Source organism: Pedobacter ginsengisoli, from assembly GCF_002736205.1.
GTDB classification, from domain to species: domain Bacteria; phylum Bacteroidota; class Bacteroidia; order Sphingobacteriales; family Sphingobacteriaceae; genus Pedobacter; species Pedobacter ginsengisoli_A.
In genome coordinates, this window is the sequence record NZ_CP024091.1 from 3,184,913 (window position 1) to 3,197,587 (window position 12,675).

Annotated in this window: 12 protein-coding genes; 6 read left to right on the plus strand and 6 right to left on the minus strand. The window is 37.7% G+C overall.

From position 1 onward, the window contains the following. Nucleotides 1–47: 47 nt before the first annotated feature. Both CPT03_RS13160 and CPT03_RS13165 read right to left on the minus strand, forming a co-directional pair. Nucleotides 48–734, minus strand: coding sequence for a FadR/GntR family transcriptional regulator (locus CPT03_RS13160; RefSeq protein WP_099439279.1), 687 nt, complete (start codon nucleotides 732–734; stop codon nucleotides 48–50). Nucleotides 735–818: 84 nt separating this feature from the next. Further along, nucleotides 819–1,661 carry a hypothetical protein gene (locus CPT03_RS13165; RefSeq protein ID WP_099439280.1) on the minus strand — a complete coding sequence of 281 codons (843 nt, stop codon included), beginning with the start codon at nucleotides 1,659–1,661 and terminating at the stop codon, nucleotides 819–821. A gap of 182 nt (nucleotides 1,662–1,843) precedes the next feature. On the opposite strand from CPT03_RS13165, the gene CPT03_RS13170 reads away from it, so the two are divergent. The 3 genes from CPT03_RS13170 to CPT03_RS13180 all read left to right on the plus strand — a co-directional run bounded on the left by CPT03_RS13170 (nucleotide 1,844) and on the right by CPT03_RS13180 (nucleotide 4,392). After that, complete coding sequence (locus CPT03_RS13170; protein WP_245869837.1) at nucleotides 1,844–2,452, plus strand: RNA polymerase sigma factor; 609 nt, start codon at nucleotides 1,844–1,846, stop codon at nucleotides 2,450–2,452. Continuing rightward, nucleotides 2,439–3,641 (plus strand): hypothetical protein, encoded by a 1,203-nt coding sequence (locus CPT03_RS13175; RefSeq protein ID WP_099439282.1) that lies wholly within the window; start codon nucleotides 2,439–2,441, stop codon nucleotides 3,639–3,641. Before CPT03_RS13170 ends, CPT03_RS13175 begins: the two co-directional genes overlap by 14 nt. Nucleotides 3,642–3,975: 334 nt before the next feature. Continuing rightward, complete coding sequence (locus CPT03_RS13180) at nucleotides 3,976–4,392, plus strand: DUF1801 domain-containing protein (RefSeq protein ID WP_099439283.1); 417 nt, start codon at nucleotides 3,976–3,978, stop codon at nucleotides 4,390–4,392. Nucleotides 4,393–4,449: 57 nt separating this feature from the next. Here CPT03_RS13180 and CPT03_RS13185 read toward each other — a convergent pair whose 3' ends face one another. From CPT03_RS13185 to CPT03_RS13200, 4 genes are read right to left on the minus strand one after another with little or no spacing between them, the layout of a single operon-like run. After that, nucleotides 4,450–4,827 carry a c-type cytochrome gene (locus tag CPT03_RS13185; protein WP_099439284.1) on the minus strand — a complete coding sequence of 126 codons (378 nt, stop codon included), beginning with the start codon at nucleotides 4,825–4,827 and terminating at the stop codon, nucleotides 4,450–4,452. Between the two features lie 59 nt (nucleotides 4,828–4,886). Continuing rightward, complete coding sequence (locus CPT03_RS13190) at nucleotides 4,887–6,002, minus strand: Gfo/Idh/MocA family protein (protein ID WP_099439285.1); 1,116 nt, start codon at nucleotides 6,000–6,002, stop codon at nucleotides 4,887–4,889. Between the two features lie 35 nt (nucleotides 6,003–6,037). Further along, nucleotides 6,038–6,895, minus strand: coding sequence for a sugar phosphate isomerase/epimerase family protein (locus CPT03_RS13195; RefSeq protein ID WP_099439286.1), 858 nt, complete (start codon nucleotides 6,893–6,895; stop codon nucleotides 6,038–6,040). 28 nt (nucleotides 6,896–6,923) lie between these two features. Beyond that, entirely contained in the window at nucleotides 6,924–9,950 is a 3,027-nt protein-coding gene (locus CPT03_RS13200; protein WP_099439287.1) for a PVC-type heme-binding CxxCH protein, read from the minus strand. Between the two features lie 121 nt (nucleotides 9,951–10,071). On the opposite strand from CPT03_RS13200, the gene CPT03_RS13205 reads away from it, so the two are divergent. From CPT03_RS13205 to CPT03_RS13215, 3 genes are all read left to right on the plus strand, one after another. Further along, entirely contained in the window at nucleotides 10,072–10,947 is an 876-nt protein-coding gene (locus CPT03_RS13205) for an AraC family transcriptional regulator (RefSeq protein ID WP_099439288.1), read from the plus strand. A 285-nt stretch (nucleotides 10,948–11,232) separates the two neighbouring features. Then, nucleotides 11,233–11,439, plus strand: a complete 207-nt coding sequence (locus CPT03_RS13210; RefSeq protein ID WP_099439289.1) for a hypothetical protein — start codon at nucleotides 11,233–11,235, stop codon at nucleotides 11,437–11,439. 39 nt (nucleotides 11,440–11,478) lie between these two features. Next, nucleotides 11,479–12,675 (plus strand): HlyD family secretion protein, encoded by a 1,197-nt coding sequence (locus CPT03_RS13215; RefSeq protein WP_245869838.1) that lies wholly within the window; start codon nucleotides 11,479–11,481, stop codon nucleotides 12,673–12,675.

Below are 12,675 nucleotides of genomic sequence, written 5' to 3' on the forward strand. Positions count from 1 at the left end.
AGATATTGTATCTGGAAGCCTTTTTTTATAAATATGTAAGATAAGAATTACTTTAACCGATCGAAATGAGGCTTAAGATGTGCCTCCATTCCTTTTTTAAAATCTGCTTTTGATCCTGTTTTCAGAATCTGAACAAGATCCATATGATTCACTTTACCCATGATAGGTTTCTTTTCAAGGGTAACTACATAGTCAAAAATGGGAAGCAACATGATTTGAAATCTTTTCAATGTATCATTACCCGACATTTCGTAAAGCTTACCATGAAATGCAATTTCATTTTTAATTCTGAATGAATTATCGTGGTTCACTTCCTTTTTGGCTATGTTTTCTAATTCAGCAATATCCTTATCGGTTTTTCTGATATAAATAAGATCGGCCAATCCCATTTCAAGTACAAGTCTAAGCTCAAAAATATCCTGAAGTGTATCCTTATCAATAATCAGCGGATCAAGAACACGTTCAAACGTTCCAAGAATATCTGGTCTGGCCAACACCATACCTCTTTTCTTTTTAGTTTCAACCATGCCCAGCATGCGCAGTCGGCTTAATGCTTCACGCAAAACATTTCTGCTTACCCCCAGAGCCTCGGCTAACTCCAGTTCTTTTGGCAAAGCATCGCCGGGCAGGAAGGATTTCTTTTTTAAATATTCCCTCAGTTTTACTTCAACAACATCCGCCATCGTACTTGACGTGATGGGAGCCAGATCTTTACTTAAATCGTTAATTGCCATAATGCCCCAAAAGTGAGATATTTTTTTGTTAATATGTACTACAAGATAAAAATATTCTCAATAAGCATTTTAGTTTTTCACCCCTTAATTTAAAGGGACTGTATTTAGTGTAAGTAAAGGCCAAACACCCGGTTTAGGAAAACTTACGCCCTTAGTATCGCCTTTGGCCGCATCTGATCCAAAATAATAGAGCGGATGACCTTTGTAGGATAACTGATTTTTACCCACAGAAGTGATAACTGTAAACATTTCTTTTTTGAGAACAGAGGGAACATTTAAAATCTCTGATTCAAATATTGGCCATACCGCATTGTTGCTCAGATCAGGTTTGGTAAAATTATTCTTGTTAAAAGTATCGGGTGTAAAAGCATACAGGGTTCTGCCATTCGCATCGGTAAGGTAAACGGTTATCCCCACCCCTTCCTTAGAATCGGCAGTATAATTTTTACCATCATGCCCCACCAGTTGCTGGCTGGCCATCATAACTGAATAATCGGGTTTGGCAACGAACCATACTCCTCCTACACCATCGCCTTTAATCTCATCTTTGGTCTTATCTCCTGCATAATAATACAACGGCCATCCTTTATAGGTGGTTTGTTTCGATCCATCGGCTCTGGTAATGGTGGCAATATCTGCAGCATTTAATCCTGTTGGAGGGGTTGCATTTTCTGCATAGTACACGGGCCAGGTGGTTAAGCAGCCGTCAATACAACTGGATGTGTTCTTGGCATCTTTTACAAAACAATAAAGGGTTTTACCTGTTCCATCAGTAATCACACTACCGAAAGATGCCGATGCTGCAAGTTTAAGATCGTAAGAAACCTCAGGTTCTTTAACGACATCATCTTTTTTCTTTGAGCAGCCTGTAAAAAGTACTGTTGCTAAACTAAACAGCACAAATGTTTTTTTGAATAAGGGTGACATAGTTGTTTTTTTTAAGGTGAATTAAAGAGTTGATTGTATTAATCAAGATTACGGGAGCCGGGCATAAATGGTTGTGCCATGATCAGAAAATAAATTTTTATTTTTAAAGCAACCTATTGCGTAACTTAAACGTATTGTTGGTAGTATAGGTAGAAATGGCCAATGTAAAATCGAAAAAATAGGTGCAGGAAATTATTGAAGGTTGCATCAGACAGGACAGAACAAGTCAGTATTTGCTCTATAAAGAATTTTATAGTTATGGCATGGCCATATGCCGACGGTACGCTTTGAATGATGATGATGCGGCTGATGTATTGAATAACGGGTTCATGAAAGTGTTTACACATATTGAAAAATATGACCCTGAAAAGCCATTTAAAGCATGGCTTGGAAAAATTATAACCAATACCGCTATTGACCATTACAGGAAAAGCCTGAAGTTCTCGAATCATGATGAGCTAACTGATCACGAGGACATAGGCGGGCCTGCACAGGTATATGAGCAAATGGCCTATAAAGATCTGCTGGTGTTGGTTCAGGGATTGCCACCTGCTTATAGAACGGTATTTAATTTATTTGCGATAGATGGGTATTCGCATGAAGAAATTGCGGAACTTTTAAATATATCGGTAGGGACATCGAAATCAAATTTATTTAAAGCACGACAAAAGCTGCAAGAAAGGCTCAGTTCCGCTGGTGGAACCAAGTCTGGAGATGTATATTTTAATAATTTCAGTACTCAAAATGAAGTGCCTTTACAAAACAAAATAGCTGCAGATGGAAAAAGATAATGGAATAGATAAGCTGTTTAGAGATGGGTTAAATGATCCTGAAATCCCTTTCAAGGAATTGGACTGGGCAAAGATGGAACAGAAACTGGATGCCAAGGCTAAAAAAAGGATTGTCCCTTTTTGGTTGGTTGCCTCAAGTGGTATTGCCGCTGCATTGATAGTTGGTTTGTTCTGGTATTTCTCTGGATCAGAAAAAATAGTTAAAGAGCCAAAAAAAGTTGAAATAGTTGAATCGAAAAAAGAAAAGCCTGTAAATAATAAGCCATTAGTTACTAATACCGATACTAGCACAGTTGTGAAAACAAACCCTGAAGCGGTTGTTGTTGAACCTGGTATTGAATTGCCTGTTAAGCAAATGGATCAGGAGTATGTTAAGACCCCGAAAGTTATAAATCGTGATCAGGATTTGATTAACACTCCCGACACCAGTTCAGTTAAAGAAGATAAGAAACAGGAACTGATTGCAAAGGCTGTAAGCCCAAAAACAGAGGATAAACAAACTGTTGCTCCTATTGATAGCTTACTGCCAGATAAGAAAAGTGAGGTACTTGTTCATAACAATGAGCCAGCTACAAAAATTACAGGAAAAAGAAGTGCACTAACACTTTCCATTATGGCTGCACCAGATATTTCTAGCTCGAATTTGAATGTGGACACCAAAATAAGTTCTAATATAGGCGTGCTTGCTACTTATGCCATTACAGATAAAATTAGCGTAACCACAGGGGCTGTGTATTCAAGAAAACTATACAACTATGGTGGAGTTGGATCAGCAGGAACAGCGTATATGAAAAATGCCTGGCAGGTTAATGCGGATTGTATTGTATTGGATGTTCCATTAAATGTAAATTATACATTTTTAAAAAGGCGAAACTTTTCAGTAGGTGTAAACTCTGGTTTATCCAGTTATTTTATGCTTAATGAAAAATACAAATACATTACTGGACCACAGGGTGGAACACAAAAGGTGACTGAACTTGAAATCAAAAATCAGAATCAGCACATTTTTGGTGTAGCCAACCTATCTTTAAGTTTTGAGCGAAGAATAACAAACTCCTTAAGCTTTGGTGTGCAACCTTTTATAAAACTGCCGCTTACGGGAATTGGAAACGGTAATGCCAGGCTAAAATCCACAGGTATTGCTTTTTCTCTTAACCTTGGTTTGTTCCCTAAATCCGGCCGTAAATAGCTGCTGCCATCTCCTTTAACACACAATATTGAGACCTTATCGGGTTCAAACATCCCACAGACATCAATCTCTTGCATGATTCCCAACCCTGTTTAGAAGCTGTGGGCTGATGTTCATCAGGAGTCAGCTCGATCGTAAAATCTAGGCTAGATAGGTATACAATTGAGATAATTACTTATATTTAAGGTTCATCTGAATTTATTTTATATTTTTTAATTGTCACAAATACCCCTTAAAAATGTCGCTTATGCATCGCACATAATCTGTTTTCACCCTGTAAATTTAGATGAGTAAGTTATAAAAAAGTATCCATCAGAACCAATCATCTCAAAGTATGACCATATCTAAAACCGCCACAAATTCAAATAAGGTAAGTGCCCACATCAAAAGATTAGAAGCTTCAGTTGGAGCTGCAACTCAATATATCAGACAGATTATTTTAAGCACAGATAAAGAAATAGGGGAACAAATAAAGTGGAACTCACCATGTTTCTATTATAAAGGGCCTATGAAACCCTTCGATCCTAAAGAATATAAAAGAGATATTGTAGTACTGAACCTTCACAAGGGTAATATTTTATTGGTTTTCCCTACAGGTGCAAAAGTTAATGATACCAGCGGATTGCTTGAAGGCAGTTTTCCGGATGGCAGGAGATTGGTTAGATTTAAAGATATAGATGATGTTAAAGCCAAACAGGATTTACTAAAAGCAGTAATTATGGAATGGCTTAAATTGATAGAAACCAATTAGAATTAAGTTTAAACTAAAAGGGGCCATATCAGTTATGGCCCCTTTTAGTTTAAGTTATTACTTTGTAGAAAGTATATACTTTACAATTTTCTCGGCATCAGCCTGAGTAACAGATGGGTGAGGTGCCATAGGAATTTCGCCCCATACTCCACTTCCACCTTTAATTACTTTTTTGGCAAGCATGGTAACATTTGCCTGTGTTGCAGGATATTTTTTTGCAACATCTGAATATGCAGGTCCAACCAATTTTTCAGTTGGTTTGTGACATGCAAAACAGTCTGATTTTGTAATCAATGCTTTACCTTTCGCTACATCTGCAGGTGATAAAACACTAGATGCCGGTTTAGCCCCCTTACCGGTTTTCTTAGTTTGTGCGTATCCGCTTGTGCCTAATGCAAAAACAGAACAAATTAAAAAGACAAAGCTCTTTTTCATATTCAATACATTAAAATTAATTGAGTTCGGTTCATTTGATAATGCAAATAAACTAATTTTTATGATTTAAACGTGAAATCTGGCAAAGGAATTATTTCTCCCCCCTTCATTGCCGATTCATGAGCCAAAATACCTACACAAGTAATGTTGGCAGATTCCTGAGCATCCGGATAAGGAGCCCTATTTTGGGTCAGCGCATTTAAGAACTCATTTACCAAATGCGGATGTGACCCACCATGTCCAGATCCCTGGATAAATGAAAGGTGCTGATTGTCCTCAGAATCATAAACACCAGCGGTTGTAAAATGCTGAATTTCTTTAGGAAGAAGATGGGCATAATCTGGTATTTTAACTTTCTCTGGAGACTCACCAGTATGGATGACGCTATCCTCATGTTCAATCAATGTCCATTCAAATGATTTTTTAGAACCATATACGTCAAAGCTTTCGCGATATTGTCTGGCTGTATTAAACAGTGATCGTGTAACCTCTGCCGACAGATCTGAATCCCGATACTTGATATGACAGGTTTCAATGGCAAATGGCGATCCGTATTTTTCAATCAGGTTGTCGTCTATTTTTCCTGAACCAAAACAGGAAACATATGCTGCCTGTGCTTTTGGCAATGCCAATACAGGGCCAACACAATGAGTTGCATAATGCATTGGTGGCAAGCCTTCCCAATATCCTGGCCAGCCAGCCATCTCCTGCTGATGGGATGCTCTTAAGAACTGTATTTTGCCTAGTTCACCCTTTTCATAAAGTTCCTTTACAAATAGAAATTCGCGACTGTAAATAACTGTCTCCATCATCATGTAGGTTAATCCGGTTTCTTTTACAGCCTCTACAATCTGGCGACACTCCTCAACAGTGGTAGCCATTGGAACTGTACAAGCGACATGCTTTCCAGCTCTTAAAGCGGCGATAGATTGCTCAGCATGATTCTGGATCGGTGTGTTTATATGAACGGCATCTACATCCGGATCTTTAAGTAATTCTTCGTAGCTCACATATCTTTTCTCAATTCCAAATGCATCTCCTATTTCTTGCAGCTTTTCAGGGTTACGCTGACATATCGCATACATGTTTGCATGAGGATGCTTTTGATAAATTGGGATGAACTCTGCCCCAAATCCAAGTCCAACGATAGCAATATTTATTTTTTTCTGACTCATATTATTAACTGATACAATGGTTTATTTGATATGTTTTATTTACTCCAGTTTTTTAAAAATTTAATCCCCTCTTCTGCAAAGCTATCCTGGCTTGAAGCAAGGTTACGCCATATGCATACTGCCCCTGCAAGTTCTTTCACCTCAGGTGTAAAACTTTCAATGCAAACAGCTCCCTGATAGTTTATAGCTTCCAATCCTCTTCTATAAGCATCCCAACGGGTTTGGCCTGTCCCTGGTGTACCTCGGTAATTCTCGGAAACCTGTAAATGTAAAAGATCTTTACCTGCAAGTAATATTGCTTTCTCGATATCAGGTTCTTCTATATTCATATGAAAACCGTCGAGCGATACTTTTGCTGTCGGATGACCTATATCTTTAATCAACCTGACAACATCTTCAGCAGTATTGATCAGATCAGATTCAAAACGATTTAAAGGTTCTATAGCTAACTGCAAGCCTCTTTCTTCTGCCATCTCTCCTACTTTATAAAGGTTAGTTACAGCTCTATCCCACTCTATTTTCTTCTGTTCGGGTGTTACCAACCGTGCTTTACCTACAGCTGAATACATTGGCCCGCCAAAAAAATCGGCACCTATTTCGTAGGCTATTTCCAGGCATGACTCTATATAATTAAAACTCGTTTCATGATAGCTTACATCATCGTGTGTCAGATCTCTACTTGTCCCAAAAGCTCCGCAAACTGCAGGCAATAAATCGAACTCTTTCAGCGCCTCTTTAATAGCTTTTGTATCTATCAGATCAGGGTCTTCAACCGGTATTTCTACCATATCATATCCCATACGCTTTATCTTTGAAAACAATTCAATAGTGTCTGTTTTGAATGGAGATGTCCATAGCCATGTGCTAACACCTAACTTAATATTTAAACTCATAATGTACCGGCAGCTATTTACTTCTTATTTATTTGGTTACTTTCATCATACCATTCATGATACTCCAATGCCCCGGGAAGGTACATAGGAAAGGATAATCTCCCGGTTTATCAGGCGCAGTGAACTGTAAGGTAACTTTTTCCTCAGGATTCAGCAACTTAGTTGCAAACAAGATTTCAGGAATAGCCGGCACATAATTCTTCTCTGCACCATTAGGATCTTTGGCCATTTCATCTGCCGCTGCACCAACTTTTTTCAGCGTACCTGGTTTAGCTATCACCATATTATGTTGCATAAAATCAGGATTTTCTAGATTAATTATTACCGTTTGACCTGCTTTTACAGTGAATGAGGTTTTATTAAATTTCATTACATGCTCAACCACCTTAATATTGATTATTACCTCATTGGCAGGATTTGCTGCATGATGTTCTTTTTCAGATCCGGCTGCATCTTTATTTTTCACATTTGGAACTATATCCTTAACTATCGTTTGAATATATGCAGATGGATTTGAAGCTGTTTTAAACATCGCCAGGAATCCTTCGTGATGCAATAATGCAGCAGTATATAATGCCTGCGCAATATATTTATCTTTTGCATTTACCGAATCAGTTGCTGCTTCGTACAAAAGGTGCCCCAAATGAACTGATGCAGGTATATCTGCTATAGCAAGTATCGCTGCTAATCGTACACGAAGGTCCTTATCTTTTAGAAGCCCTGCTTTTTGGATCGAGCCAATCATTGCATTATCTTTTGGAAGCGCCTGAATTGCTGCCTTTCTTACACCCGCAGCAGGATGGTTTAATGCTCCCTCTACTACCTTTAAAGCCTCGGCATTAGAACCATCTAATGCACCCAATCCTTGTAAGGTCCAGATTGCATTTACTCCAGGTCCGTCTAATCCTATTTCATCAACTTTTTGATTTCCAATGATTTTATAAAGTCCCGGAATAACCGACTGATTTTTAGACTCAACTATCAGACGCTGTGCTGTCATTCTCCAGAATAGGTTATCATTTTCTAAGGCTGAGAGTAATCCATCAGGATTGTCTTTTGAGAGCTTAATTGGGGTGTATGGTTTTGCATTTTTATATTTAATCCTGTAGATACGACCACGGACACGATCGCGAAGAGGATTAATGTATGCATTACCTTCGCCATTTTCGAATCCGCGAGGTGTAGGGTTGTGCTGAATAATGAAGTCGTACCAATCTGCTACCCAAACTGCACCATCCGGACCAACTTCTGCATGAACTGGCCCTACCCATTCGTCGGAACTTGCTAAAAAATTCCAGCCATCTTTTTCTTTAAACCCAGCCCCATCTTGTTCAAGTATAGCACTGTGAATAACCCTTCCCGTAGGCTCGCAAACGAAAGCCGTTCTATTCCAATAGCTTTTAGGGAAGTTTCTGGCTGTATAAAAATTATGGCCTGCAGCAGCGGTGAAACCACCATGTACATCTACTTGTCTTAAGTTCGGGAAAACGACGTGCATTTCATAATGACCATCAATCTTTTGAACAGACTGAACATTAGAACCAGGTAAAACCTTATGCATGTATTTATCTGGCATCGAGAAAAATGCAGTATGCGTATTGTTTGCCGTAGAAATAAATACATCGTTATCCTCAGTGAAGGCTAATCCCCAGGTGTTATTACTTGTTCTTCCTTTAAAATCAAAGTTCTTTCCATCTGGACTAAAGCTATAAACACCCTGACCGAACTTGAAATTCTGATCGCCTATTTTGCCATCAAACCCGGAATACCCAACAACTCCCCATATCCTATTATCAAATCCGTATTTTAAATTTGAAGGGCCGGCGTGCGTATCACTTTTACCCCACCCTGTAATGATGGTTTCACGGATATCGGCTTTATCATCGCCATCAGTATCTTTCAGAAAAATAAAATCTGGAGCCTGAGCTACTATTACTCCTCCATTTGAGAACATGATGCTTGTAGGAATATTCAAACCATCTGCAAAAATTGTAAACTTATCTGCCTTACCATCTCCATCAGTATCCTCACAAATTTTTATTCTGTCATCGCCCTTGCCATTTTTATTTCTTATTGTATTTGGATAGTCTATAGTTTCTATTACCCATAATCTTCCTTTTTCATCCCATGCCATCGAGATCGGATTAATAATATCTGGTTCTGAGGCAAAAAGCTGTATATCAAAATCTACAGGCACCTGCATCCTTTTTTGAGATTCTTCGGCAGTAAAAGCATGCTGAAACCTAGGTGCCGGATTTCGATTTTCATAATTCGGAATGTTTGCATCTGAATATACGCCAACAGGAATTTTATAGTCGGCTATTTGTTTTTGCACCTTATCACCCAAAGCCCAAAGTACACCATTGCTTATCAATTTTATAAACTCTGGCTGTTTCCAGGTGCTGTCGTTATGCCCACTTGCGGTATAAAAAACTCTTCCTTTACCTTGCTTTCTAACCCAGGTATAAGGTTCATGCAAATCACCCTCTACTCGTTCCTGCAATACCGTCATGTCAGGATTAAGCTTGGTGTGAACGTACGTTTCATCCCATGATGAGAAAGGATTGACACCCTTCATAACAGGGTGATTTTTATTCACTGTTACTGCGGAAAATACACCTGTTTTATGGGTACTAAATTGTCCGCCAACGGCTTTTATATACCAATCAGAATTTTGAAAGCAGAAAGAAGCACAGTGAATTGGGATCAAGGCCTTTCCTCCTTCAACAAAATCCTTTAAGGCTTGTTCCTTATCAGGTGTAATTGTATCATAGTTAGCGTAGATAATTATACCATCGTATTTATTAAGTGTTTCTGAATTTAACAAGCTGGTATCTGTTGTATAAGTAATATTAACACCCAGTCCGAAAAGAGGACTAATCAACATCGGTGCAAGTTTTGATGAATTGTGATGGGTACTTTCGTTCCCCAGAAATAGAACCTCAGCTCTGCGGGGATGCTGTTTCTCGACATTTCCGCCAACTACTCTTGTTTTATTTGAACAGTATTGAAACAAGACACTGCTTAATACGATTAGAAAAATAATCTTTTTCATTTGGTCATTATTATATTTGGAAATACAAATAAGATACTTTTTTTATCATTATTCTATCTAAATATTATCAGTTTTTAAGTCTATTTTGTCATTAATCTATTTTTTTATACTTTCACATCAGATGAAAAGTGTTGTTCAAAAATCAGCCATACCAAATTCTAAACTACTGGTAATTAAGAGACTGGAAGAATTAAACTTCGACCCAAGCCTTCACCTACATCCTGAATATCAATTATTTCTGGTTCTGAAAGGATGGGGAACGCGTTTTATTGGTGACAACATAAAGCAATTTAATCCTGGAGATCTTGTATTCACGGGACCTAACCTACCTCATTTATGGAGGAATGACCCAGACACCAAAAAATCGTCAAAAACTCTGGGTATAGTTATTTATTTCCCTCAGAATTTTCTTAGTGAAATTATAAATTCAAAAGAAGAAATGGAGAACATCCGTTTACTATTTGAAAAAGCAGGAAGGGGTCTGGAAATTTATGGTAAAACGAATAAGAAGGTAAGCAGAATGATGCAGGAGCTCCTGAATGCAACAGGTGTATCGCGATTAATTATATTGCTCCAGATTCTAGATGAAATTGCAGACTCTACTGATTGTCATCCGATTACCCACGTAAATTATATTCCAATAAATAACAAGACTGAGTCTGACAGGATGAATAAGATTTACAGGTACATTATGAAAAACTTTAGGGATAAAATAAGCCTTGAAGTTATAGCGGACCTGATAAACATGACCCCTAGCTCATTTAGCAGATACTTTAAGTCGAGAGTAAACAAATCTTTTTCTGATTTTTTAAAAGAACTTAGGATTGATTATGCACGAAAACTTCTTAATGAGAACAAAATGAGCATCAATAGTGTCAGTTACGATTCAGGCTATACTACGCTTTCTAATTTTAACAAGCAGTTTAAAGAGGTAACAGGAAAAACTCCACTTCAATATAGGAATGAATACCTTAAAATACGGATTGAGAGTATATAGAATAATACCGAATTTGATTTTATAAAGTAAGCTTCCTTCCAGTGCACTAAATGAACAAATTGAACAAACCCTAACCAACTCCTGATTTTTATAGAATACAGATGGTTTTCTTGCCAAAAAACCCACATTTTACCTATGTAGGTTAATAAATTGACTTTCTCAGATGGATTTCTTCGGCCATTGTTTTTTCACTTTTATCATTACTTTCGTTTCAGTGTTGGCCAACATAGGCGTATCCTGAAAAGCCTTTAAAGAGTAAGGAATTAATAATAACAACCCCCTATTATGAACAAATTAGAATTAAACAATCTTGGTGTTCAGGAAATGAACACAGCTGAAATGACAAAAGTTGAAGGCGGTGGTTTACTTGGTGGTATCTTAGATGGTCTTTTGACTTCTGTAGTAGGAACCGTAAACTCTGTTGCAGCTGATACTTCAGCTTTCTTAAGCAAAACATTAACCAATGTTTTGAAACTGGTTTGGAGCCTGTAAGAAAAAATATCCGCAACCACTATTCTGAATTTCAGAATAGTGGTTACTTTAATATCCAATCCTATGCCCCTGTCCACCTATTCAGCCGAAACTATTTCAAGCACCTCTCTTGTTTATCGATCACAAATCAGTAAGTCAACCAGGCTAATATACCTAATTGCAGTATTTGCAATCCTTGGAACCTTTATGGCCTTACCTTTTATAAAAACCCCAATTAGTGTAAAAAGCTCTGGGCTATTACAATCTTCAATAGAAAAAACTGAATTAACTATACCTGTAAATGGCAGACTCACCCTGTTAAAGCTTACAGACAACAAGAAACTTAAACAAGGCGATACACTCTTAATTATTGATGGAGCGCTACCCAAACAGCAGGGTGCCTTGGTACAAAACCGTCAGGGACAAATTGGACAGTTCCTACAGGATATACAGATGCTATTAATTTACATTAACCGTAACGGATATAGTTATCCGAGCCTGCAAACAGGGCAGTACAATGCATCTTGGCAGCAATTTGCCCAGGAACTTGAAAATGCCAGAATAACAAAAAAACAAGCAGAGAGCACTTTTAACAGATACAACAAATTGTACCAGAATAAAGTACTTACAGAATCTGAATATGATAAGTATAAATTTGAGCTTGAACAGGCAGAATCAGCCTTTTTAATGGTAAGCACAAAATACAAGACCCAATGGCAAACAGAAGCAAATCAATTACGAAATGAATTGCGCGAACTTTCAGGCCAGCAGGTAGAGATCAACGAACAAAAAAAACAATATATATTAAGAGCCCCAATTGCAGGTTCTGTACAGAATTTAGTTGGCCTTCAAAAGGGTGCTTACGTTTTTGCGAATCAAAAAATAGGAGAAATATCTCCTGACACCAACCTAACAGCATTTTGCTATATTAAGCCTGCTGATATAGGCCTAATAAAAAAAGGGCAGCAAGTGCGTTTCCAGATAGATGCCTTTAACTACAACCAATGGGGTTTAGCAGAGGGAAAAGTACTGGATATTTCTGATGACATTATTATCATTAATAATAACCAACCTGTATTTAAAGTAAAATGCAGTCTCGATCAGAATTATTTGATTCTAAAAAATGGTTATAAAGGATATTTAAAAAAAGGGATGAATTTTACCGCCCGCTTTACGGTAACCGAAAGAAGTTTATACCAATTACTGTACGACAAGGTAGATGATTGGGTAAATCCAAATGTTGGCGGAACGATATGA